The sequence below is a fragment of the Paraburkholderia madseniana genome, assembly GCF_009690905.1.
GTDB lineage: Bacteria > Pseudomonadota > Gammaproteobacteria > Burkholderiales > Burkholderiaceae > Paraburkholderia > Paraburkholderia madseniana.
Genome location: NZ_VOSW01000032.1, coordinates 18,991 through 41,263, shown reverse-complemented (window position 1 = coordinate 41,263; position 22,273 = coordinate 18,991). Strand labels below are relative to the sequence as shown.

22 protein-coding genes are annotated in these 22,273 nt (G+C 62.0%); 10 read left to right on the top strand and 12 right to left on the bottom strand.

The window, feature by feature from the left end:
* Positions 1-25: 25 nt before the first annotated feature.
* Entirely contained in the window at positions 26-664 is a 639-nt protein-coding gene (locus FSO04_RS18305) for a TetR/AcrR family transcriptional regulator (protein ID WP_168435733.1), read from the bottom strand.
* A 228-nt stretch (positions 665-892) separates the two neighbouring features.
* Between FSO04_RS18305 and FSO04_RS18300 the strand changes: the two genes are divergently transcribed.
* Both FSO04_RS18300 and FSO04_RS18295 read left to right on the top strand, forming a co-directional pair.
* On the top strand, positions 893-1,294 hold the full coding sequence (locus tag FSO04_RS18300) for a nuclear transport factor 2 family protein (protein WP_154561120.1): 402 nt from the start codon (positions 893-895) through the stop codon (positions 1,292-1,294).
* Positions 1,295-1,342: 48 nt separating this feature from the next.
* The gene (locus FSO04_RS18295; RefSeq protein ID WP_154561118.1) at positions 1,343-2,098 is read left to right on the top strand and encodes an SDR family oxidoreductase; all 756 of its coding nucleotides are present in this window, start codon (positions 1,343-1,345) and stop codon (positions 2,096-2,098) included.
* Between the two features lie 118 nt (positions 2,099-2,216).
* Here the strand turns inward: FSO04_RS18295 and FSO04_RS18290 are convergent, their stop codons facing one another.
* A complete protein-coding gene (locus tag FSO04_RS18290; RefSeq protein WP_154561116.1) occupies positions 2,217-3,134 on the bottom strand; it encodes a LysR family transcriptional regulator in 918 nt (305 codons plus the stop codon).
* 139 nt (positions 3,135-3,273) lie between these two features.
* Here FSO04_RS18290 and FSO04_RS18285 point away from each other — a divergent pair, with 139 nt between their 5' ends.
* On the top strand, positions 3,274-4,038 hold the full coding sequence (locus tag FSO04_RS18285) for an SDR family oxidoreductase (protein WP_154561114.1): 765 nt from the start codon (positions 3,274-3,276) through the stop codon (positions 4,036-4,038).
* Between the two features lie 70 nt (positions 4,039-4,108).
* Here FSO04_RS18285 and FSO04_RS48510 read toward each other — a convergent pair whose 3' ends face one another.
* Together FSO04_RS48510 and FSO04_RS18275 are read right to left on the bottom strand one after the other, a co-directional pair.
* Positions 4,109-5,146, bottom strand: a complete 1,038-nt coding sequence (locus tag FSO04_RS48510) for a methyl-accepting chemotaxis protein (protein ID WP_154561112.1) — start codon at positions 5,144-5,146, stop codon at positions 4,109-4,111.
* Between the two features lie 218 nt (positions 5,147-5,364).
* Entirely contained in the window at positions 5,365-6,282 is a 918-nt protein-coding gene (locus FSO04_RS18275) for an AraC family transcriptional regulator (RefSeq protein WP_154561110.1), read from the bottom strand.
* Positions 6,283-6,382: 100 nt separating this feature from the next.
* On the opposite strand from FSO04_RS18275, the gene FSO04_RS18270 reads away from it, so the two are divergent.
* The 3 genes from FSO04_RS18270 to FSO04_RS18260 all read left to right on the top strand — a co-directional run bounded on the left by FSO04_RS18270 (position 6,383) and on the right by FSO04_RS18260 (position 7,845).
* Positions 6,383-7,126, top strand: coding sequence for an SDR family oxidoreductase (locus FSO04_RS18270; protein ID WP_154561108.1), 744 nt, complete (start codon positions 6,383-6,385; stop codon positions 7,124-7,126).
* 118 nt (positions 7,127-7,244) lie between these two features.
* The gene (locus tag FSO04_RS18265) at positions 7,245-7,577 is read left to right on the top strand and encodes a hypothetical protein (RefSeq protein WP_233464891.1); all 333 of its coding nucleotides are present in this window, start codon (positions 7,245-7,247) and stop codon (positions 7,575-7,577) included.
* A gap of 64 nt (positions 7,578-7,641) precedes the next feature.
* The gene (locus FSO04_RS18260; RefSeq protein WP_154561106.1) at positions 7,642-7,845 is read left to right on the top strand and encodes a hypothetical protein; all 204 of its coding nucleotides are present in this window, start codon (positions 7,642-7,644) and stop codon (positions 7,843-7,845) included.
* Positions 7,846-7,924: 79 nt separating this feature from the next.
* Here the strand turns inward: FSO04_RS18260 and FSO04_RS18255 are convergent, their stop codons facing one another.
* Complete coding sequence (locus FSO04_RS18255) at positions 7,925-9,592, bottom strand: alkaline phosphatase family protein (RefSeq protein WP_154561104.1); 1,668 nt, start codon at positions 9,590-9,592, stop codon at positions 7,925-7,927.
* 292 nt (positions 9,593-9,884) lie between these two features.
* Between FSO04_RS18255 and FSO04_RS18250 the strand changes: the two genes are divergently transcribed.
* Complete coding sequence (locus tag FSO04_RS18250; RefSeq protein ID WP_154561102.1) at positions 9,885-10,307, top strand: hypothetical protein; 423 nt, start codon at positions 9,885-9,887, stop codon at positions 10,305-10,307.
* 28 nt (positions 10,308-10,335) lie between these two features.
* On the opposite strand, the gene FSO04_RS18245 is transcribed toward FSO04_RS18250, so the two are convergent.
* Complete coding sequence (locus FSO04_RS18245; protein ID WP_154561100.1) at positions 10,336-10,773, bottom strand: MerR family transcriptional regulator; 438 nt, start codon at positions 10,771-10,773, stop codon at positions 10,336-10,338.
* A 70-nt stretch (positions 10,774-10,843) separates the two neighbouring features.
* Between FSO04_RS18245 and FSO04_RS18240 the strand changes: the two genes are divergently transcribed.
* The gene (locus FSO04_RS18240) at positions 10,844-12,079 is read left to right on the top strand and encodes an NADH:flavin oxidoreductase/NADH oxidase family protein (protein ID WP_174825296.1); all 1,236 of its coding nucleotides are present in this window, start codon (positions 10,844-10,846) and stop codon (positions 12,077-12,079) included.
* 61 nt (positions 12,080-12,140) lie between these two features.
* Here FSO04_RS18240 and FSO04_RS18235 read toward each other — a convergent pair whose 3' ends face one another.
* The 4 genes from FSO04_RS18235 to FSO04_RS18220 form a co-directional block, all read right to left on the bottom strand.
* Positions 12,141-13,211, bottom strand: a complete 1,071-nt coding sequence (locus tag FSO04_RS18235) for a rhodanese-like domain-containing protein (RefSeq protein WP_154561191.1) — start codon at positions 13,209-13,211, stop codon at positions 12,141-12,143.
* 193 nt (positions 13,212-13,404) lie between these two features.
* Positions 13,405-14,061 carry a peroxiredoxin gene (locus FSO04_RS18230; protein ID WP_154561098.1) on the bottom strand — a complete coding sequence of 219 codons (657 nt, stop codon included), beginning with the start codon at positions 14,059-14,061 and terminating at the stop codon, positions 13,405-13,407.
* A gap of 369 nt (positions 14,062-14,430) precedes the next feature.
* Positions 14,431-15,924, bottom strand: coding sequence for a sensor histidine kinase (locus FSO04_RS18225; RefSeq protein ID WP_168435732.1), 1,494 nt, complete (start codon positions 15,922-15,924; stop codon positions 14,431-14,433).
* A complete protein-coding gene (locus FSO04_RS18220) occupies positions 15,921-16,676 on the bottom strand; it encodes a response regulator transcription factor (protein ID WP_154561096.1) in 756 nt (251 codons plus the stop codon). The genes FSO04_RS18225 and FSO04_RS18220 overlap by 4 nt, the downstream gene beginning before the upstream one ends.
* Before the next feature lie 265 nt (positions 16,677-16,941).
* Between FSO04_RS18220 and FSO04_RS18215 the strand changes: the two genes are divergently transcribed.
* Together FSO04_RS18215 and msrA are read left to right on the top strand one after the other, a co-directional pair.
* Entirely contained in the window at positions 16,942-18,804 is a 1,863-nt protein-coding gene (locus FSO04_RS18215; protein ID WP_154561094.1) for a cytochrome c biogenesis protein DipZ, read from the top strand.
* Between the two features lie 48 nt (positions 18,805-18,852).
* Positions 18,853-19,593, top strand: coding sequence for a peptide-methionine (S)-S-oxide reductase MsrA (msrA, locus tag FSO04_RS18210; protein WP_154561092.1), 741 nt, complete (start codon positions 18,853-18,855; stop codon positions 19,591-19,593).
* A 29-nt stretch (positions 19,594-19,622) separates the two neighbouring features.
* Here msrA and FSO04_RS18205 read toward each other — a convergent pair whose 3' ends face one another.
* Both FSO04_RS18205 and FSO04_RS18200 read right to left on the bottom strand, forming a co-directional pair.
* Positions 19,623-20,456, bottom strand: a complete 834-nt coding sequence (locus FSO04_RS18205) for an AraC family transcriptional regulator (protein ID WP_154561090.1) — start codon at positions 20,454-20,456, stop codon at positions 19,623-19,625.
* Positions 20,457-20,579: 123 nt separating this feature from the next.
* Positions 20,580-22,082, bottom strand: a complete 1,503-nt coding sequence (locus tag FSO04_RS18200; protein ID WP_154561088.1) for a DHA2 family efflux MFS transporter permease subunit — start codon at positions 22,080-22,082, stop codon at positions 20,580-20,582.
* Positions 22,083-22,273: the final 191 nt, after the last annotated feature.

The window sequence follows — 22,273 nt, the reverse complement described above, 5'->3', positions numbered from 1 at the left end:
ACACACCGCCGAACGACACATTGGGCTACCGTCGGCGCGAACGTCCCCGCGATTGAATCTCAGACTGCGTGTCCACCGCAGCGAGCAGATGCTGGCGCCCCTCGTCAAGAATTTCATCCGCGAGCGCCGGATCAACGTCTGCAACAGCACGCGAAAGCAGCAGCGCACCGACCATCTGGCTGAACAAAGTGATCGCCTTGCTGCGGCCGCCTTCGCTGATCCCCTCGGTCTCTTCGATGACCTTGGCGAATCGGTCGAGGTTCACCGCGAGCCCCTCTGCGTAAGAGCCGCGCGCGACGTCGTCGAATCGGCGGGCGTCGCCTACAAAACCCGACCAGGGGCAACCCGCCTCGATATTCGCGCGATGTTCGGGAGACAGGTACCACTCAATGTTGTACTTGACCGGATCAGCGCCAGATGACTTCGCGCCGTCGATCAGGGCGGCATAAGCCTCTCCCCCTTCTTCCATCGCCTTTTCCATCACCGCGGCGACGAGCGCGTCTTTTGATTTGAAGTGGTTGTAGAAACCGCCCTGCGTAAAGCCCGCCGCCTTCATCAGCTCGGCGAGCCCGACCGCATCGACGCCGCGCTCGCGAAACAGCTTCTCAGCCGCTGCCACGATCGCGTGCCGGTTTTCCGCCGCCTGCTGCCTGGAAACACCCACTTTCCCTCCCTTTGGCCGATAGCGACCCAATAAGACCCATCAAAAAATACAATGTCGATCACCATTGACATGGGCAGGGCAACTGCCCACAATCCATTTCAATGACAATGTCATTCACCATTGTCTTAAGTATAGCCTTCTTTACCTGAGTGTCCAGGCAACAGGAGGCACAACGGTTATCCGACGCCTGAGTGCGTCGTCACCTCACTCTTGAAAGAGGACCTCAACATGACGAAGACAACCCCTGAACAGAACAAGGCGCTCGTGCTGGAAGCATTCGAGACCCTGTTCAACAAGCGCGACTACGCGGCGGCTGAGCGCTTGTGGTCGGACCGCTACATTCAGCATAGCGCCCATATCGCGCCGGGACGCGAGGGCCTGTTCAACCTGGTTCGCACGCTGCCCGACACCGCGCGCTATGAGAACCAGCTGATCGTGGCCGAGGGCGATTACGTCATCGCGCATGGCCGCTTCACTGGGATCGGCCGGCCCGCTGCGTGGATCGCAGCCGACGCCGTCCGCTTTGAAAACGGCAAGCTCGCCGAGCACTGGGACGTGCTTCAGGACGAAGCGACCCGGGCCGAATCCGTGAGCGGCTTGCCGATGTTCGGCGACCGCTTCCCTGCCTGACCACGCCAACCTCATCTACAGCAAATCAACTTCATCAGGAATACGATCATGAAACTCACCGGAAACACGATCTTCATCACGGGCGGCGGTTCGGGCATTGGCCGCGGGCTTGCCGAGGCACTCCATAAGCGCGGCAACAAGGTCATCATCAGCGGCCGCCGGCGCGGGCATCTCGACGAGGTGGTGGCAGCGAATCCCGGCATGGCTGCAATCGAGCTCGACATTGCCGACCCGGCCAGCATCGAGAAGGTATCGGCGCAATTGATCGCGGACTATCCCGACCTCAACGTGCTGATCAATAACGCCGGGATCATGGAGCCCGACCAGGCGGGTGGCCACATCGACGACGCGCTGCTGGTGTCCACCATCACGACCAACCTCATCGGGCCGATCCGCATGACATCGGCGCTGCTCGATCATCTCAAGACCCGGAACGACGCTGTCGTCGCCTATACGAGCTCGGTTCTCGCTTTCGTTCCGTTGGCGGTGACGTCAGTGTATTCGTCGACCAAGGCGGCGCTGCATTCGTACGTCCTCTCGCAACGCTTCATGCTGCGGGACACAAACGTTCGCGTACTCGAAATCGCACCACCCTGGGTGCGCACGGATCTCATGAACAGCCGTGAGGCCGAACAGGCGATGCCGCTTGACGCCTTCATCGACGAAACGATCGCTGTCCTCGGAACGGACGCGGAAGAAGTTCTGGTCGAAGGGGCGAAGGCGTTCCGCGCGAACCCGGGACCCGGTGAGCATGCCTTCGTCAATAGCTTTAATGCGCAGATGATGGAAGTGTTCGGTGGGTGATTGACTGCTTGCCGGATACGCATCGCAGGCACGTGGACGCGTATCCGGTGGCGGTAGCATCGAGGTTCAGGCGCGCCGGGCAGTGGCAAATCGTGAGCGGAGGCGGCGTGACACCCGCTTAGCCTCCGCTATCCCGATCCCACGGCGGCACGCCGCCGAACGCATCGACGAGGAAATCGACCACCGCGCGTATCTTGGCACTCAGATGCCGACGACTTGGGTACAAGGCGAGTACGTCGATGTCAGGCAAGCGATAGTCAGGCAATACCTGAACGAGCTTGCCGGCGCGCAGGTCGTTACCGATAAGAAAGGTGGGTTGCCAGATCACGCCTTGCCCGGCGAGCGCGGCCGCACGTGCCGTATCGCCATTGTTGGTATGCATGTGACAGTTGACCTTCACGGTGTGAGCCTTGTGCTCACTGTCCATCAGTTGCCACTCGTCGCCGGTGGCGGCGTACGAGTAGCCGATGCATTGATGCTCGATCAAGTCGGCGGGCGCTGCAGGGTATCCGCAACGCGCCAGGTAGTCTGGCGACGCACACAGGATATTTCTCGATGTCGCCAGCTTACGGGCTGCGTGGCTGGTCGAACCGGCGTGTGAGATGCGGATGGCGAGGTCGTAGCCTTCCTCGACGATATCGACGACGCGATCAATCAGCGCGACATCGAGTTCCACGCCGGGATATTTCCGCATGAACTCGGGCCATAGCGGCGCCAGATGCAGAATGCCAAAGCTCACGGGCGCATTGATGCGCAGTCGGCCACGCGGTTCGACTGAGGCCGATGACACAAGCCCCTCCGTTTCGGCGACGTCGTCGAGGATAGATTTGCAGCGGGCGTAAAGGGTTTCGCCGCCCTCGGTCAGCGAAAGCCTGCGTGAGGTGCGATTCAGCAGACGTGTGCCGAGGTGCGCTTCCAGCTCATTCACGTAGCGGGTCACGTTGGCGGGCGATGTCTCGAGCGCATCGGCGGCGCGCGTGAAGCTGCCGCGGCTCACCACGGTCACGAAGACTTCATAAGCACGCAGCCGGTCCATGTCTTTTCCCGATCATTCATAAATACTGAATGATATACCCATGTTTTGAGCCTTCCTGCAATAGTGACTGAAGCCTATATTGCTTCTCACGGACCAAGGCACTGGGCACTGGTCAACACACTGCAGCAGGAGATTGAACATGCAACGCTTATCAGGAAAAGTCGCCATCGTGACCGGTGCAAGCGCGGGAATTGGCCGTGCCACCGCAAAACTGTTCGCCGCGGAAGGCGCAAAAGTCGTGATCGCGGCGCGCCGCGAAGCTGAACTTGAAACGCTCGCGGCCGAGATTGCCAGCGAAGGAGGTGAGGCCGCGTTTCTGGCGGGCGACGTGCAGTCAGAGGACTTCGCGAAAGCGCTGGTCGCGCTCGCCGTCAGTCGCTTCGGCCGGCTCGACATCGCCTATAACAACGCCGGCACGCTGGGCGAAATGGGCCCGACCTCGGGTGTGTCGGAAGCAGGCTGGTCGGCTGCTTTGGCGACGAATCTGACGAGCGCCTTTTTGGGTGCGAAGCACCAGATCCCCGAGATGGTGAAGCACGGTGGCGGTTCGGTTATCTTCACGTCGACGTTCGTTGGCTACTCATTCGCTTTCCCGGGCACCGCGGCATACGCTGCGAGCAAGGCCGGCTTGATTGGGCTGACGCAAGCGCTGGCTGCCGAGTATGGCCCGCAAGGTGTGCGCGTCAACGCCATTCTGCCTGGTGCCGTGGACACGCCGATGTATCGCGACATGAACGACACCGCCGAGTCGCAAGCCTTCGTGACCGGGTTGCATGCGCTCAAGCGCGTCGCACGGCCGGAAGAACTCGCCCGTTCGGTGCTTTATCTCGCGTCCGATGACTCGTCCTTCGTGACCGGTACTGCTTCGCTGGTCGATGGCGGCGCATCGATTACGCGTACGTAAATCTCTTGACGGCGTCCGATGTTCGGGACGCCTTGTTTGAAGAGATCACGAGGCGGTCAAGGCAACTGACTTAAGCCGGAGGCGACTGCACGATCACGCCGTACCACCCCAGGCCGCGATAACTTTCATAGCCTGGGGTGGCGGCGAACGACACGGTGCGGCCGTCAGTCAGTTGATAAAAACCTGCTGGACGGCCGTCGGTATTCAGACGGAACTGTTCGTCGAGCACGCCTTTGTCGTCCGAGCTCGCAATCACGCGGTGCGACGCGCTGACGATCATGCAGCGCGTGCGCCGCCATTCTTCCGCCGTGAGCCGCACGCCTTTAACGACTGCCGACGCTTGCGGCGCCCAATCGAAAAAGATCACCAGCGCACCAAGCGGCTTGCCGTCGACCGCGCCGTTTTCGCGGATCGCTGTCGCATAGGTTGCGACGTGCGCGTGTTTCAGAAGCGGCAGCGCCTCGATATCGCCCGCAACAAAGTGCGCGCCGGAAGGCGTCTTCATTGCATCGCGAAACCAGCTGGCGTCGGCGACATTGCGATCGTGCACCGCATACGTATCGGGCCGGCCGTTCGCGACCACATTGCCCGCGGCGTCGATGATCCATAAATCGCGGTACACGGTATAGCTATCGAGAATCACCGACAGACGGCGCGACGCATACGCCCGCGCTTCGGCACTCTGATGGGCGAGGCAGTCGACCACCGCGGAGTCGGTGGCCCACCAGCGCACGTCACATGAGCGTTCGTACAGATTGCGGTCGATCACGTCGATCATGTTCAGCGCGAGATCGGCGCAACGCTGGCCTTCGTGCGAGCGCAGCCGTTCGATCATGCTGTCGCCGAGATCGGTCAGCTTGGTCAGCGAGCCGGCGAGTTCGCGATTGAGCACCGTGGTGATTTCGCCGATCCGCGCGGACACGTGCTTGACCTGGTTTGCCACGACCGCGAAGCCACGGCCCGCATTGCCCGCACGTGCCGCTTCGATCAATGCGTTGAGTGCGAGGAAGGTGGTCTCGCGATTGATGTCGTTGATATCGGAAATTTTCCCCGTCGCGAGGTTCTTGACGTGATGCGTCAGTTCGACGATTTCGAGCGGATTCGACATGGCCTGGTCCCGGTGGCGTGGAAATGTTGTGGCTACATAAAAGCAAGCATTGGGCCGGGTTGATTCCATGGGCTTCGTGTGCGCTGTCGTACACACCGCAAACGTTTGGTGATGATGTCATGGTGCAGGCATGATTTGCGATGACCGGCGGCGCACCCGCTACGTGCATTACCGTGAGAGACGGCATAGGCAGGCGGCACTCGTTTGTCGACGGACTATCAAGTGGTTTGTGCGGGTGTCTGAAACTCCCGCGCATACCGCGTTGGAGGCAATCCGACAAAGCGGGTGAACGCCACGCTGAACGCGCTTGCGGAGCTGTAGCCGACGCGTTCCGCAACTTCGGCGACGCCACCCTCTTTCTGCCGCAGCAGCTTCTTGGCCAAGGCCATACGCCAGCCGAGCAGATACTCCATCGGCGCCACCCCCACTGCGCGGTTGAATCGTTCGAAGAACGCCGAGCGGGAGAGGGAGGCCTCTTTCGCCAACTGCGCAACCGCCCACGGACGGGTCGGATTTTCGTGCATTCGTCGTATCGCGACTGCGAGGCGTTCGTCGGCAAGCCCGCGCAGGAGGCCCGGCGACGCGGCGGTCCCCGCCGTGGATCGGAGGGCTTCGATGAGGAGAACTTCCAGCAGGCGTGCCAGGACGACATCGCGCGCGGGCCGCTGCTCGCGCGATTCTTCGCCCACGAGCTGCACGAGGGTGGCCAACCTCTTCTCGCCGCGAACGTGCACGAGTTGCGGGAGAAGCGAAACCAGCAAGGCCGCATCAGGCGAACCAAAGACGCAATAGCCAATCAGCGATCGAACATCAGGCGGCCCGCTTTGAACGCCGAGTCTGAACCCGCCTTGAGGCAGCGCGACGGGCGCGGTGTCGAAGTCTTCCGATGTCGCCGGGTCGAGGCTCGACATCGAGAAGCCATACGCTGAGGGGATCAGCACAAAGTCACCCTCCTGGAGGGTGATTGGCTCGTGCCCGTCGACCGCGAGACGGCACGACCCTTCAAGGATCACACAGTAGAAGGGCCGCCCGGCCTCCGAGCGGCGAACACCCCAGGGGCCTGCGCCGCTGACGAATTTCGAGAACGGGGCGCCCGGTTGGAGCAACGTGACCACCTCGGCAAGCGGATCGACCATGCCGGACTCCTGCAAACGAAACGTGGACTCCTGATTGTAGCAAGTCCGGCTGCGGCGACGTATCGTTCCTGTACCGCAAACCACCTTCAGGAGTCTCCCCATGAAAACCGTCCTGATCACCGGAAGCTCGTCCGGGTTCGGCCTCGAAATTGCCCGGTACTTCCTCGATCGTGACTGGAAGGTCATCGCCACGATGCGCACGCCGCGCGAGGACGTTCTGCCGCGCTCCGAGCGTCTACGCGTGCTCGCGCTCGACGTCACCGATCCGGACAGCGTGCGTCATGCAGTGGAGGCCTCCGGGCCGATCGATGTCCTGGTCAACAACGCAGGGATTGGCGTGCTGGGTGCCCTCGAAGGCACTTCGATGGAAACTGCCCGCGAGATCTTCGAGACGAACACCCTCGGTACGATCGCGATGACGCAGGCGGTGCTGCCTCAGTTCAGGCAACGGAAGGCCGGTGTCATCGTGAACGTCACGTCGAGCGCGACGTTGAGGCCGCTCTCCCTGCTTGCCGTCTACACCGCGAGCAAGGCGGCGGTGAACGCGTTCACGGAGTCTCTTCAGCTCGAACTCCAGCCATTCAATGTGCGAGTGAGCCTGGTACTGCCGGGGCGGGCACCGGAGACGCGCTTCGGTGAAAACGCGCAGCCGCGGATGCAGGGTGCTATCCCCGATGCCTACGCCGGCCTCGCGCAAAGTGTTTTCGCGGAATGGGCGAAGTCGACTGCGGTCACCCGGGCGCTGGATGTGGCGGAAGCGGTGTGGCGTGCGGCGAACGACCCGTCGTGCCCGGTTCGCCTTGCTGCCGGCGCTGACGCCGTGGCGTTGGCGGGATCACGCTGAATCGGAGCGCGGCCTTTAACCGGGTCGCTGCGGACCATAACGCCCTGCGAGACTCAAGCTTCGACGTCTGCGCGCCGTTATACGGGTTACAACCGTAAAAACTCGGGGGAGAACGGCGATGAACAACGATGAGCGTCTTCGGCGTGAATTCTATGTGAACCCGGCTTCCTATTGCCGGGTGATGGCCGTTGTCTCGGCCGTCACTTTCGGTCTCTACCGGGTGGAAGGCGGCGGAACGGTCGGCATGCTTTCCGTGCGCTGGGAAAAACTGGGCAATGAGGTCGTGCCGCAACTGCATGCTTACTATGACAGTTGGCGCGTTCTCGCTTCGTTCTCTGATGTTCTCGCACGGATGAGCGAAGTGGCGGGTTCATCCTGCTCGCCAGAAGCCTTGTGTCAGATCTTGCTGGATTGCGGATTCGTCAATCGAATCGAATCGAACCGGGACTGACTGAAAGCGTTCAACCGTCGATCACTCGTGAGAGATCAGTCTTAACAGGAAGGAAATCGTAATCATGTCAGTAACGGTTCGCGTGGAGTATCAGTATTGCCAACACGGCAAGAAAGCGGTTCAGACAGGAAGCGACCTGCTAACCGTGTCAGAGGATACCAAGAGCGCGATTCTCGCTATGTTGCGGCTCCTGCATCCGCGTTGGGAGTCGATCAAGGTGCTGTCTACGTCCCCGGCGACGCCGTCAGAAACGACCTCGAGCAATTGAAAAAACAGCGTTGTAGGCGAAGTGCGTCGCGTCGGTCAGGCGCGTGCGCGGCACTAGCCGCGCACGCGCACCCATTCGCTTAAAAGTGCTCGCGATCGAAGCCCGGCAGCGCACGCGTTCCTTCAATAGCGACCGAGTGCAGCAGTTCAGGTTTCAGGTCGAGCAACCGCAGGATCGTCGGCGCGACCTGCGTGGTCGACACACGCTCGTCGTTGGTCCGACCAGCGTGATGGGCGTGAGGCACGTAGATCACGAGACCAAGATGGCTGTCGTCGGGAGCGTTGCCGCCGTGCTCTTCGTCTTTCGCCTTACTCGAGGTATAGATGACCCCCGGGTTCGGCTGGACGATGATGTCAGGCGTGCGTCCGCGTGCCGGATCGCCAAACCGGTCGGCCAGTTGCGAGCCGGACAGAATGTACGCCTGCGGGCCGTCCGCACAAATGCCGGGTGCGTTGCAGCTCAGGTTGGCTTTCAACGTCTTCACGACCGCCGGCAGTTGGCTTTGATCGCGCAACCAGATCAGGCCGACGTCATCGGTCTGGACGAAACCCGTATTGACCAGTCCCGATCCGTCATTCAGGTTGCCGCTCGTCGTATTGTTCTGCCCGAAGTTGCCGGTCGGATCCAGATAGTTGTTTGCTTCAAGCAGTTTCGAGAGCGTGTCGCCGTTCTTGACCAGCTTCGAATGATCGGTCGGGGACTGCCCATGCTTCGCAGTGACGATGATCGCCGTCGACGAATAAAGGTTGTGCTGCTTGAGTTCGGACACGATGCGACCCAAGGCGTTGTCCAGATAAGCAATCGCGCCGGTTACCTGCGGACCTGGCGTAAAGCTCGCATCCAGATAGCCGCCTCCCGTCGCCACCGTTGCCTTCTGGGCGACGCTCAAGGTCTGGAAGTTGGCTCCAAACAACGTGGGCACGTCGGCGGTGGATTTGCCCGTCGAATCCATGCCGTCAATTTGATTGATCAGCGACTGCACATGGAAATTGTCGAACTGTTCCGTGTGCATGTAGAGGTCGGTGTAGTTCGTGTGGGTCACCGGATCAATCGAATTGATCTCGGTGCGCGACAGATCGTCGACGCCTGCGCCGGACGGTCCATTGAGCCAGTCGTAGCCCCACGCATGTTTGTCTGCCCAGGCGGTGCGAGCGTGTTTCACGTTGCCTTTCACCACTTCGAAGATCGTGTTGGTCTTCACATAGTTGTGCGGGTAGACGGGCGTGCAGACGCCGTTGACCAACGCATTCGGGATGGCCTGAGGATTGAACGCGCCACCACCGTTGAGATTTGTCAGTGGGCCGCCGTTCTCGCCATCGATGCCCGTGGTCTCGTCGAATACGACATTCCAGCCTTGCTTGCCGGTGCAAGTGCTATCCGACGGTGCGTAGAGCGTGCGGTCATACGATACGTCGTAGAACAGACCCGCGGATTTGGGCGAGCCACCGGTGACGAGCGCTGCGAGGCCCGGGAACGAATCCGAAAGACCTGGCGTGTGCGCGTTGGTGTAGGTGGTCCCCGACTTGGCCAGCAACGCAAGATTGGGACACGCATTCGAACCGATACAGCGTGCGACGTCCTGCTCATGCAAACCGTCGAAGCTAATCAGCAGCACATGTTTCACCGACTCGTGCTCGTGATCGTGTTCATCGTCCGCCGCAGCGCCCAGCGAGTACAGTCCAGCAAGCAACGCAACGCTTACGCCAATGGCGCTTTGTGTACGCTTCCATCTCCTGATCGTCGTCATCTCTCGTCCTTTTTGGTTGCTACGAAACATTTGGTAATCGGAGACTGAATGTGCAGTGGAATTGAGTCGCCTGGATGAATCGACGCTTTCGATTCCATAACGCACTAACGATTTGTGCAACGATGAGAAAATCACGTAATAGTTTGTATTGCCTAAGGTTTCCTTAAGCATTGCATGGTCCGGCGAATGCCGACTTGCCCTAAAATCACGCTTACGCTACGTACTATAAATTCCAAGACCAACCATGCCACGCTACGCCATATCGAGTCTCCGACGCGCTTCCGCCGGCGTCATGTTGGCTGCGATTTCCACCTTGGTAACCGGCTGTAGTGACGGGATATCCGAGGCCGACGCCGCATTCGTTACCACCGGGACGCCGCCCCAATTCGAATCGTTGCGGATGTACGGCGCGGCGCCGGATAACCCCGCGCCGGGCAGCGGCAACACGCATGCTCTGGGCCGGCTCCATCAGGGATGCATGGCGATCATCCGCGCCGGGGGCCGCGATGTGCGCGAGACGGTGATTCTGGAGGACGAGCCGGGTCCTTCCTTCGATCTTGATGTCACCCGTACGTCCGACGGATGGAGCGTGACTTCGGACGGACTCACACCGCCGAGCACCGATCCCGTCGGTTTCCGCACGCGCTTCACCCACTGCGTGAACGCGATCCGGGACAAGTACGCAGCCGAACCGGAAAAGGCTCCGTTCAAATAAGCTTCGATCGCGCTGCGCGCGGTCTTCTTTATTCGCGTCGGGTTTTTGACCGGCGCGACGGTTCCTGCTGCTGTGCCAGGAGCTGATTGGCCAACTCCACGCCGTCGACACAATTTCCTGCAGCCCACGCTTCGCTGAGCGTGGTGCGAAGCGTGCGTAGCGTCTTGCGCTGCGTACGCAGGGCAGTCATGAGTTGCTCGATCTCGTCGAGCCGCGTATCGAGTTTGTGCAGCAAATCCTCTTTCGGGTAAACCTCGTCACCAGCGAAGGCCTCACGCAATCTGTCGAGCGGAAAGCCCAGAGTCTGCGCCAACTGCACCATGCGCAGACGCCCAATGGCCTGGTCAGAGTAGACGCGATAACCGTTGGCGCTGCGCTCCGGCTCGGGCAGCAAGCCGCTCTGCTCGTAAAAGCGGATGGCAGATGGTGCGAGGCCGGTTTTTTCCGCGAGTTCGCCGATTCTCATAACGCTTGACCTTCAAGTTGACTTGAATCTTAGTATAGCGGCATCGCTCATTTTGGATGCTCTTTTCGCCATGACTACATCGCTGTTCACACCCGTGCAGTTGCCCAACGGCAGTTGGCTGCCCAACCGTCTAGCCAAAGCGGCGATGGAAGAGAATCTTGCCGACGCGGGGCAACTGCCCGGCGAGACGATCCATCGGCTATACCGTTCGTGGGCCGAAGGTGGCGCAGGTCTTATCGTCACGGGCAACGTGATGATCGACGGCCGGGCGCTGACCGGGCCAGGCGGAATCGTGCTCGAGGCCAAGACGCCTCTCGGACCCTTCACGCAGTGGTCACAAGCGGCCCGCAGCCGTGGTGCCCAGGTGTGGATGCAGATCAATCATCCGGGCCGGCAAGTGCTGGCGGCAATGGGCGGCACGGCGTGGGCGCCTTCGGCTGTCCCGATGGCGCTCGGCAAACACAGCAAGCTGTTCGCGCAGCCGAGCGCCATGAGCGAGGACGAGATCAGCGAGACCATCGGCCGCTTTGCCGCGACGGCGCACGCTGCCGAGCAGGCGGGGTTCACAGGCGTGGAAATTCACGCCGCACATGGCTATTTGATCTCGCAGTTCCTTTCGCCGTTGACCAATCGCCGCGCCGACCGTTGGGGCGGCGATCTTGCCAACCGTGCCCGTCTGTTGCTGGACGTGGCGCGTGCGGTACGCGCAAGGGTTTCACCGGGTTTTTGCGTGGCCGTCAAACTGAACTCCGCTGACTTTCAGCGCGGTGGCTTTTCGGAAGAGGACGCCCGGCAAGTCGTGCTGTGGCTGAATGACCTGTCGGTAGACCTGGTCGAGCTATCCGGGGGCAGCTACGAAAGCCCCGCGATGCAGGGCGACACTGCCGACGGGCGCACCCTCGCGCGCGAAGCCTATTTCCTCGAATTCGCCAAGAATCTGGCCAGTGTCGCCACGATGCCTGTCATGACCACCGGCGGCATCCGGCGCCGCGCGGCGGCCGAGCAGGTGCTGAACAGTGGCGTCGCCGTCGTCGGCATGGCCACGGCGCTCGCCGTGATGCCCGATCTGCCCGCACGCTGGCAAGCGGGCGCCGATCTTGGGGCGCACATTCAGCCGGTCGAGTGGCGCGACCGGGCGCTCGCGGCACTCGCGCGCATGGCACTCGTCAAACGCCGCCTGCGTTCGCTCGGCACGGGACGCACGGCGCCTGCCCGGTATTCCGCGGTCTTGACGTTGATCATCGATCAACTGCGCACGCGCCGGCTGACGCGGCGTTATCGGCAATGGAAGCAGGAGCACGCATGAAGCGTCAAATCGGACGCGGCGTGGCCGATGGTTAGCCATCAGCCGACGATTGACGATTCCGTCACATGCTGTCGTTTTCGACGACGCGGCCTTCCGCACGCCAGCGGAGCATGCCGCCGGGAAGGTTGGCAACCTGCTCGAATCCGGCCTGTCGCAGCATGATCGTGGCTTGTGCCGACCGTCCGCCGGCCCGGCAGACAGTCACGATCGGGCGTTCCTTCGTGAGTTCAGCGGCGCGCCCGGCGAGCTCACCCAATGGAATGAGCGTGGCAACGGGGATGCGCCCCAACGGTCCGTTGAACTCGTCGGGCTCGCGCACGTCGACGATCTCGACCGCATTCAGATTTTCCTCGAGCCACTGGGCATTGATTTCCCAGATGCCCGCAAAGCTGCATGTTAGTGGCGCCCAATCGGGCTCCGCCATCTGCGCGGGGTAGCTCGCGGCCAGGCCGCATTTCAGGTTCGCGGGCACGGCCACATCGATCTGCTTCGGATGCGCCAGGCGCAGGTTCGTCATGTATCCGGCGAAATCGTCTTCACACAGTTCACCGCCAAGACGTGGATTGAAGCGCCGCTCTTCGTCCACACTGGTGACCGTCAAACCGCGATAGTCGTGGGCCGGGTAAAGCAGGCACGCGGCGGGTAGCGTAAAGATGTGGTTGTGGATCGCGCGAAACATGGCGTGCGCGTCACCGCGCTGGAAATCTGTGCGGCCCGTGCCTCTGATCAACAGGCAGTCGCCGGTAAACGCCATGGTCTCGTTGTCGAGTACGAGTGTGATGCATCCATCGGTATGGCCCGGTGTCGCGCGTATGCCCAGGTACCTCGCGCCGAACTCGACCTTGTCGCCGTGGCTCAGATAGCGGTCCGCGCCTTCGGCGCCGCTCGCAGCCGAGATCGCAATCCGGCTACCTGTGCGGCGATTCAGCATCCATGCACCGGTTACGTGATCGGCGTGGACGTGGGTATCGATTGTGTAAAGCAGATGCAATCCAAGTTCTTCGATCAGGGCGGTATCCCGGCGCACCTGTTCGAATACCGGATCGACCAGCACGGCCTCTCGCGTCGCACTATCGGCAAGAAGATACGTGTAGGTCGACGATTGCTGATCGAATAGCTGCCGGAAGATCAACACGATTTCACTCCGCGGCCCGCTTTTGCGAGCGGTTAAGGATCGCGGCCCATGGAACGTCGCCAAACCGTCCTGCAGGCAGTCGAATTGGGCGCACCCCGTTCAGCGGGCCGGGTACGTGGATGCACCCGGACTCGCATTGGCCGCCGGACTTCACATTATCCGGCGCCCGTCGCTCCAATCAATGAGCGCTTTACTTCGGTTGCTCAACGTATCGCAGGTAAGGCTTCACGGTTTTGAAACCCTGCGGATATTTTTGCATCGCGGCATCGTTGGAAACGGACGTTGGAATGATCACGTCTTCGCCCGGTTTCCAGTTCACCGGCGTCGCCACCGTGTGTTTCGCGTTGAGTTGCAGGGCATCGAGGAGCCGCAACACTTCGTCGAAATTGCGGCCTGCACTCATCGGATAGACGAGCGTGGCTTTGACCTTCTTGTCTGGCCCGATGAGAAACACCGAGCGTACGGTCGCGTTGTCCACCGCGGTGCGTGGGCCGGCGCCGCTCGCCTCGGGATGAATCATGTCGTAGAGCTTCGCGACCGTCAGGTCCGGGTCGCCGATCAGCGGGTAATTGACCGCGTGGCCCTGCGTCTCCGCGATATCCTTGACCCACTCCTTGTGGTCGCCGACGGGATCGATGCTGAGCCCGATAATTTTCGTGTTGCGCTTATCGAATTCTGGCTTGAGACCCGCCAGGTAGCCGAGTTCCGTGGTGCAAACCGGGGTGAAATCCTTCGGATGCGAAAACAGGATCGCCCAATGGTCTCCGATCCATTCGTGAAAACGGATCGTTCCTTCGGTGGTTTCCGCAGTGAAATCGGGAGCGTTTTCTCCAAGTCGAATCGACATCATCAGTCTCCATAGGTTGGGTGCACCAAGGTACCCGTGCCGCGGCCGGCGTGACGTCCCCCGGGCTGCCTGGGTGTTGAGTGGCAATTGGTCTGACTAGAGACTACCCTTCGGCCGGTTGCACCGTATCGTGCCGGAGGACCGTCTGCGGGCGCAGCAGATACAGAGACGCTCTCGAATAGCCGGGATGTGGGACAGACATCGGGACGCGCTGCGGGTCGCACCTATAGCGTAGAACAAAAAAGACTGTCCCTGTAGGCAGGTTGTAGGGCGAATCCGCAGTTGCGGTGGGAAGTTCACGTGCACGCCGAAGAAGGAGAACTCGCACGTTGATTCGGGCCGTATTCAGATCAAACGGCAAACGATCGGTCAGAGTGGGATGCCGGCGACAGCCGGCTTTTCGGTGGTCGGCAGCTCGAAACAGAATGCCGTGCCCGTTCCCTCACGTTCGAGCAGGCGTATCTGGCTGTGATGCAACTGCAGCATGCGCTGCACGATCAGCAGACCGAGTCCGCCGCCGCGATGCGCGCCACCTGAACTGAACGGACGTTCGAACAGACCTTCGCGCTGCTCCGCTGGAATGCCGGGACCGGTGTCGCTGACCGTGACCGATACCTTGCCGTCCTTGTGCGCGAGATCGACGTCGATCGACCCGCCGGCGGGCGTGTGGCGAATCGCGTTGTCGAGCAGGTTCGTCAGCACGCGCTCGATCATCCCCAGGTCGGCGTAAACCGCCGGCAGACGAGGAGGGAAGTCGGCGCGCAACTGGATCTGCCGCGCCTCGGCCGGCAACTCGAATTTCTGGAAGACGTCCTGGACCAGATCGACCAGCGAGAACGGCTCGAGTGCGGGTTGCACGTTGCCGTGTTCGAGCCGGGCCAGTTCGAATAGTGCCTGCGCGAGCCGCCCGACCTTGACGCTCTGTGCGAGCGCAATCGCCAGATAGCGTTTGCGCTCCGTTTCACCGAGCGTCTCGGCTTTGAGCGACAGCGTCTCGAGGTAGCCGTGCAGCGAGGTCAGCGGCGTGCGCAGGTCGTGAGAAATATTGGCGATCAGCTCGCGCCGCTGCTGATCCTGGCGCGTCAGCGCGCGCCACTGGTCGCCGATGCGGTTGGCCATCTGCGCGAACGTCGCTTCGAGTACGCCGATTTCGTCGCGCCTTCCAGCTGGCGACGAGCGTGGCACTGCGGGCTGGGTGTCCGGCTCGCCGTCGGCATCGAAACGGCGCATGGCGTCGGTGAGGCGGCGTAGCGGCCGCGTGATCAGGCCGAATGCCGTCAAACCCGCAAGCAATCCCAGCAGCGCGACCAGCGCCATCGACCAGAGCGTGGTACGCAGCACCGAGCTGGCGGCCACGCGTGCGGCGAGCGCGTCGTGTTCCTCGCCGAGCAGGACCACGTAGATATAGCCGGACGGCGGCTGCCCGTTCAATTGCAGCGGCGCGGCGCTAAACACTTTTCTCCCGTCGACGCTGCGCGGGTCGTCGCCGAGGATCGGCAACGCCTCCCCGGCGATAAATTGCCGGACGGGCGCGAGATCCACCTGAGCGCGCTTGACGTGGCCCGCGGGGGCGTCGTCGCCCTCGATGCGCCCCTGGTTGTCGAGCAGGTACACCTCGACGCTCGGATTCACCATCATCAACTGGCCGAACAGTTGGCGCACCGCGTCGGGCCGCAGGCCGTTCGCGTCCATCAGCGTAGTGCGATGCGCGATATGGTTGGCGAGATCCTTCGACAGGCGCTGCACGACTTCCTTTTCGTGCAGGTCGCTCGAGCGGATCTGCAGCCACGCCGATGCGCCGCAGCACGCCAGCAGTAGTGCGGAGAAGACGAGCGAGAGCCGCTGGGTCAGTGTCAGGTTCACGGCGCGTCCTGAGGTGCGCCGGCGGGCGTGGGCCCGTCGCCTGGATTGCCGGGCATGGCCAGCTTGTAGCCGCGCCCCCAGACGGTCAGGATGCGCTCGGGCTGGGCGGGGTCGGTCTCGATCTTCGCGCGCAGGCGGTTGATGTGGGTGTTGACGGTGTGTTCGTAACCCTCGTGCTGATAGCCCCACACGGCATTGAGCAGGTCCATCCGCGAGAACACTTTGCCGGGATGCTGCGCGAAGAAATACAGCAGGTCGAATTCACGCGGCGTTAGTTCGATAGGCTTGCCGTCGACTGTCGCCTCGCGCGTTAGCGGATCGATCGTGAGTCCGGCGAGTTGCAGACTGCCCGCGTCGATGCGCGAGTCTTTCGCCATGGCTTCGACGCGCCGCAGCAAGGCTTTGACGCGCGCAACCAGTTCGAGCACCGAGAACGGCTTGGCCAGGTAGTCGTCGGCGCCGAGTTCGAGGCCGAGGATTCGGTGCACTTCGCTCGACCGCGCGCTGGTGATGATGATCGGCGTATAGCGCGTCATCGCGCGGGCGCGCCGGCAGATTTCCAGGCCGTCGACGCCGGGCAGCATCAGGTCGAGGATCAGCGCGTCCCAGCCGCCTTGCTCCAGCAGACGCAGCCCTTCGCTGCCGTCGGCGCTGTGCACGACTTCGTAACGCTCGTCGCGCAGATGAAGGCTCAGCACGTTGGCGATGTCGACGTCGTCTTCAACGATCAGGATGCGCTTCAGTGGGTCCATGGAGGGCTTTAGCCGCGGGTAAGGGCGTGGTTCAAAGCGGTGGAAAGACAGGGCGCCCGCAAAAACGGGCCGTTGCGCCATTGTGCAAAATTTCCGGGCGGCGAGTTATCACATTTAATTTAACTTTTCGTGAGGACTTTGACACCCCCCGCGCCCTAGGATGTGGGCACTTTCCGCTCGCTCTCCGCTGCGCTTTCCGTTGATTAACAGCGTACCCAAGCGGCGTAACCATCCTAACCGACTTACAACAACGCCCGGAACCGACATGCTACTCATCGCTCTTGCCTATCTTGGCGGCGCTCTGACGATTCTCAGTCCGTGCATTCTGCCGGTGCTGCCCTTTGTCTTCGCGCGCGCCGATCAGCCTTTCGTGCGCAGCGGGCTGCCATTGCTGGCCGGCATGGCGCTGACCTTCGCCATCGTCGCGACCCTCGCCGCCGTGGGTGGCGGCTGGGTCACGCAGGCTAACCAGTATGGCCGCTGGCTTGCCATCGTCTTGCTCGCCGTCTTCGGACTGACGCTGCTGTTGCCGCGTTTCGCGGACCATCTGATGCGCCCGCTGGTGAGCGCCGGCAATCGCCTGTCGAATTTCGCGCAGGGCGACGGTCAGCAGGTTCGCGCGGGATCGTCCTTTCTGCTGGGCATCGCGACTGGCCTGCTGTGGGCGCCGTGCGCCGGTCCGATTCTCGGCCTTGTGCTGACCGGCGCGGCATTGCGGGGCGCGAGCGTCGGCACCACGCTGTTGCTGGTTGCCTATGCGGCCGGTGCGGCGACGTCGCTCGCGGTGGCGCTGCTGATCGGCGGCCGGGTGTTCACGGCGATGAAGCGCTCGCTGGGCGCGGGCGAATGGATCCGCCGCGGGATTGGCGCGGCGATGCTAGGCGGCGTGGTGGCGATTGCATTCGGGCTCGACACCGGCGTGCTGGCGCGTGTATCGACCATCGCGACCGGTGGCCTTGAACAGAAACTGGTCGACAAGCTGTCGCCCGGCGCGACGCCGACCAATCCGGTGGCGGCGGGTAACAAGACCAATGCGCCGGCCAATGCATCGGGCAGCGATGCCGTGATGACGGCCAACCCTGCTGCCGATGCAAGCGACGCCGGCGCGATGATGCGTGCTTCGCAAGGCGCGTCAGGCGGCGCGGTGGCGTTGCCCGTCGAAGGCGTGCTGCCGACCTTGAATGGCGCCGTCCAGTGGCTGAATTCACCGCCGCTGACGGTTCAGGACCTGCGCGGCAAAGTCGTGTTGGTCGATTTCTGGACGTACTCGTGCATCAACTGCCTGCGTTCGCTGCCGTACGTGAAAGCGTGGGCGCAGAAGTACAAGGACCAGGGGCTCGTCGTCATCGGCGTGCATGCACCGGAATTCGCGTTCGAACGCAATATCGACAATGTGAAGAAGGCTGTCCACGATCTCGGCGTGGACTATCCCGTCGCGATCGACAACAACTACGCGATCTGGCGCGCACTGAACAATCAGTACTGGCCGGCCCATTATTTCGTCGATGGCAAAGGTCAGATTCGCTATCACCATTTCGGCGAAGGCGACTATGCGGAATCGGAAAAGGTGATTCAGGAATTGCTGACCGAGTCAGGGCATGCGAACGCGTCGAAGGTCGCACTCGGCATTACCAGCACGAGCGCGCAAGGCGTGCAGGCAGCGGCCGACAGCGCCGACATGCAGTCGCCGGAAACCTATATCGGATACGAGCGTGCCGAGAATTTCACGTCGCCCGGTGGCGCAGCGGAGGACAAGGTTCACAGCTATACGGCGCCGTCGCAGCCCGCCGTCAACGATTGGGGGCTGGCCGGCGCGTGGAATGTGGGCGCCGAACACGCGACGCTCGCGGCGAGCTCCGGACGCATCGTCTATCGCTTCCATGCGCGTGATCTGCATCTGGTGCTCGGTCCGGGCAAGGACGGCAAGCCAGTTCGCTTCCGCGTAAGCGTGGATGGCGCCGCACCGGGCGCTGCGCACGGAACAGACGTCGCCGCCGACGGTGCCGGCACCGTCACCGAGCAGCGTCTTTACCAACTCGTGCGGCAGACCGGCGATGTTGCGGATCACACGTTCTCGATCGAGTTTCTGGATCCAGGCGTGCAAGCGTTTGCCTTTACGTTTGGCTAAGCTGAGCCTGACGGCGTGACTCAACCACTCCTTGAAAGACTGAAAATCATGCAAACAACCTCTACTAGCAGCAAGGTTTCCCAGCGCAGGCGTTCATCGTTTTTCCGGCTCGCGGGTTGCGTCGCCATTGCGGCAGGCGTCTTCGCCGCGCAGCGCATCGCGAACTCAGCCGAAGCAATGACGAAGATTCCACCGCCTGCCCACGACGAGAGCGTCGGCACGGTGCATAGCGAAACCGCTGTGTTCGCGGGCGGCTGCTTCTGGGGCGTTCAAGGGGTGTTCGAACACGTGCGCGGCGTGAAGCAGGTCGCCTCTGGATACACAGGCGGCGCGGCTGGGACTGCGCAATATGAAACCGTTAGCGAGGGCGATACGGGGCACGCTGAGTCGGTGCAGGTCACCTATGACCCGACGCAGATAACGTACGGACGTTTGCTGCAGATTTTCTTCTCGGTTGCACACGACCCCACCGAGCTGAACTACCAGGGCCCCGACCACGGCACGCAATACCGCTCGGCGATCTTTCCGGCCAATCCTGAGCAGCGTAGCGTCGCGCAATCGTATATTGCGCAGCTCGACAAGGCGCACGTATTTTCAGGGCCAATCGTCACGCGCGTGGAAGATTTCAAGGGTTTCTATCCGGCAGAAAGCTATCACCAGAATTTCCTCGCGCTCCATCCTGACTACCCGTACATCGTGATTAACGATCTGCCGAAGGTGAGTGGACTGAAGCGCATGTTTCCCGATCTGTATCGCAACGATCCGGTGCTGCTCAAAGTGAGCGGCTAGTTTCTCGAGCGAGCCGCTCAACCCTCGAATCAAGCCTTCAACGGTAGCCAGATTTCGAGCCCACCCATGCCGCTGACCGGATCGAACTTCTCGTCATAGCGCTCGAAGTTGGGCGCATCGGCGGGAATATGTCCCGATGCCGGCAGCCACTGATTCCAGATCGTGTTCCAGGTGCGCCGTATGGTCGAGATATGCTCGCGGTGGTTGAACACAGCGTAGCGCTGCGGGGAAATGCGCAAGCGGCTCAGTTCGGCAGGCAATGCCGAAAAGTCGCTGACTTCGACGCCGCATAGATAGTCGACGTTGCCGGCGTCGTCGGCGTTGTAGCAGACGCCATACGCCACGTTGCCGACCTGGCCCGGCACTCTGCCGAAGTATTCGCCAAAGCGCTGCCACTGCGAAGGAATCGCGGCGCAGGTTTCGCTTGTATAGCGCTCGCTCAGGCCCGCGACGAGAAACGGTTTGCCGTCTTCGAAACGCGGCGGTTCGAGATGCGTGAGAAGGGTTTCGTCCATTTTGATCGGCTCCACGATAGCAATGTTGTCGAGATGACCACGCGCGCGCAGCGCTTCGGGCGTCAGTCCGAATTGCTCGCGAAACGCACGCGTGAATGCTTCGTGAGAACCGTAACCGGCGTCGATGGCGACCGTCAGAATATCGGGTGCACCGTCGGCGAGACGCCGTGCCGCTTCGCTCAAGCGGCGCGCGCGAACATAGCGCATGACCGAAAGCCCTGTGGCCGCTTCGAAAGCGCGCGCCAGGTGAAAGCGCGACACGCATCCACAGTTGGCGATGTCGTCGAGCGTCAACTCGCGAGCAAAGTGGCTTTCGATAAACCAGAGCGCTTTTCCAACGGGGTTCATTTCGGCTCTCACGTCAGCATGAAGCCAGCATAGCCAGGCGCGATGCGGCGCATTTGATCGCGCTTGCGGTTTTTCGGTGGGCGTCTGATTGACCGCGATCGACCCTGTCTCAGGTCGGGCAGGTCAGTAGTTTTCGGTCGCTGCCGCGTTACCGGCGCCACGCGACTGCGCCGCAGTGGACCCGCCGTCGCCGTGTGCATCTGCATGTGCGTTTGCGCTACCAGGTTGCCCCGGGCGCAGCAGCAAACCACCCAATACACCCGCCGCTGCCGCGAAGATCGCACCGAACAGGAACGCCACGTGGTAGCCGCTGTTGAGCGCCGTCACCGCGTTTTCAGAAGCCTGCATCGCGTCGCTACGCGCGGCAGCGAGGCTAGCGAGCACGGCGAGGCCGAGTGCGCCACCCATCATGAACGACGTATTGACGATCCCGGACGCGAGACCCGAGTCGCTCGGATCGACGTCGCTCATGGCGGCCAGCAGCAAGGGATTGAATGCAATGCCCGCGCCGAAGCCGAGCAGGATCATGCCGGGCAACACGTCGAGCACGAAGCTGCCATTGACAGGCGCGCGTGCAAACAGCGCGAGGCCAATCGCCGCGACCAGCAGCCCGACGGCAAGTGGAAGGCGCAGGCCGAAGCGCATCACCACGCGCGCCGACAGGCCCAACGAAAAGAACGCCATGATCAGATTGGCCGGCAAAAACGCGAGCCCGACCTGCAAAGGCCGGTAGCCGAGCACGCGTTGCAGATACAACGCGGAGATGAAGAACCACGCGAACATTGCCGCCGCCCACAGCACACCGACCACATTGGCGGTTGCGACATTGCGCAGGCGGAACAGACCGAGTGGCATCAACGGATGCTGCACGCGCGCTTCGATCACGAGAAATACGGCCAGCAGCGCGAGCGCGGCGAACAGCAGTCCGAGCGTCTGCGCCGAGGTCCAGCCCGCTTCATTGCCATTCACGACGGCGTACACGGCCAGCATCAGCGAAGCGGTGACTGTCACCGCGCCGGCCACGTCGAGCCGCTCGCCATGAGCATGGCCGCGCGCCGATGGCAGGAGCGCGACGCACAGCGCGTAGACGGCGATGCCAATCGGCAAGTTGACGAGAAAGATCCAGTGCCAGCTCAGCAGGTTGGTCAGCAGACCGCCGAGCAACACGCCGATGCTGCCGCCGCCCGCGCAGACGAAACCGTATATGCCCATCGCTTTCGCGCGTTCGCCCGCTTCGGTGAACAGATTCATGATTAGCGACAGCGAAACAGCGGAGACGACTGCGCCGCCCAAACCCTGCACGGCACGCGCGCACACCAGCAGAATTTGCGAATCCGCCAGGCCGCACGCGAGCGACGCCAGCGTGAACAGCGTGATGCCGCCGAGGAACAGCTTGCGATGACCGTAGAGATCGCCCAGCCGTCCGCCAAGCAGCAGGCAGCCGCCGAAGGTGAGCATGTACGCATTGACCACCCACACCAGCGAGGTTTCGGTAAAGCCGAGGTCCGCGGCGATCGACGGCAAGGCAACGTTCACGATCGTCGTATCGAGCACGATCATGAGCACGCCGAGGCACAGAACGATCAGCGCCAACCAGCGTTTGTTGCCGTGGATGGAATGGGTCATGCAGGGGCTCCTTTGCCGTGGTCTATCGAGCGGAAGCGGGCTCAAGCAGGCTCAAGCGGGCACCAGCGGATGCAATCGAATGCCGGACGTTCCGCCGCTCGGCGCGAAGTCGAAACCCGGTCGGCAACCCGTTGATGGCAATGGGGATTTTTAGTCTAGCACCCGCGAGTTTTAAGCCACAACTACGAATT

What these genes read in the sequence shown, in the direction of transcription:
- FSO04_RS18290 (WP_154561116.1), bottom strand. Translation starts at nt 3,134, where the DNA reads ATGGACCGGCTGCGTGCTTATGAAGTCTTCGTGACCGTGGTGAGCCGC.
- FSO04_RS18250 (WP_154561102.1), top strand. Translation starts at nt 9,885, where the DNA reads ATGTTGGCTGCGATTTCCACCTTGGTAACCGGCTGTAGTGACGGGATA.
- FSO04_RS18200 (WP_154561088.1), bottom strand. Translation starts at nt 22,082, where the DNA reads ATGACCCATTCCATCCACGGCAACAAACGCTGGTTGGCGCTGATCGTT.
- FSO04_RS18220 (WP_154561096.1), bottom strand. Translation starts at nt 16,676, where the DNA reads ATGGACCCACTGAAGCGCATCCTGATCGTTGAAGACGACGTCGACATC.
- FSO04_RS18285 (WP_154561114.1), top strand. Translation starts at nt 3,274, where the DNA reads ATGCAACGCTTATCAGGAAAAGTCGCCATCGTGACCGGTGCAAGCGCG.
- FSO04_RS18300 (WP_154561120.1), top strand. Translation starts at nt 893, where the DNA reads ATGACGAAGACAACCCCTGAACAGAACAAGGCGCTCGTGCTGGAAGCA.
- msrA (WP_154561092.1), top strand. Translation starts at nt 18,853, where the DNA reads ATGCAAACAACCTCTACTAGCAGCAAGGTTTCCCAGCGCAGGCGTTCA.
- FSO04_RS18215 (WP_154561094.1), top strand. Translation starts at nt 16,942, where the DNA reads ATGCTACTCATCGCTCTTGCCTATCTTGGCGGCGCTCTGACGATTCTC.
- FSO04_RS18205 (WP_154561090.1), bottom strand. Translation starts at nt 20,456, where the DNA reads ATGAACCCCGTTGGAAAAGCGCTCTGGTTTATCGAAAGCCACTTTGCT.
- FSO04_RS18245 (WP_154561100.1), bottom strand. Translation starts at nt 10,773, where the DNA reads ATGAGAATCGGCGAACTCGCGGAAAAAACCGGCCTCGCACCATCTGCC.
- FSO04_RS18265 (WP_233464891.1), top strand. Translation starts at nt 7,245, where the DNA reads ATGAACAACGATGAGCGTCTTCGGCGTGAATTCTATGTGAACCCGGCT.
- FSO04_RS18255 (WP_154561104.1), bottom strand. Translation starts at nt 9,592, where the DNA reads ATGACGACGATCAGGAGATGGAAGCGTACACAAAGCGCCATTGGCGTA.
- FSO04_RS18295 (WP_154561118.1), top strand. Translation starts at nt 1,343, where the DNA reads ATGAAACTCACCGGAAACACGATCTTCATCACGGGCGGCGGTTCGGGC.
- FSO04_RS18270 (WP_154561108.1), top strand. Translation starts at nt 6,383, where the DNA reads ATGAAAACCGTCCTGATCACCGGAAGCTCGTCCGGGTTCGGCCTCGAA.
- FSO04_RS18275 (WP_154561110.1), bottom strand. Translation starts at nt 6,282, where the DNA reads ATGGTCGATCCGCTTGCCGAGGTGGTCACGTTGCTCCAACCGGGCGCC.
- FSO04_RS18230 (WP_154561098.1), bottom strand. Translation starts at nt 14,061, where the DNA reads ATGTCGATTCGACTTGGAGAAAACGCTCCCGATTTCACTGCGGAAACC.
- FSO04_RS18240 (WP_174825296.1), top strand. Translation starts at nt 10,844, where the DNA reads ATGACTACATCGCTGTTCACACCCGTGCAGTTGCCCAACGGCAGTTGG.
- FSO04_RS48510 (WP_154561112.1), bottom strand. Translation starts at nt 5,146, where the DNA reads ATGTCGAATCCGCTCGAAATCGTCGAACTGACGCATCACGTCAAGAAC.
- FSO04_RS18260 (WP_154561106.1), top strand. Translation starts at nt 7,642, where the DNA reads ATGTCAGTAACGGTTCGCGTGGAGTATCAGTATTGCCAACACGGCAAG.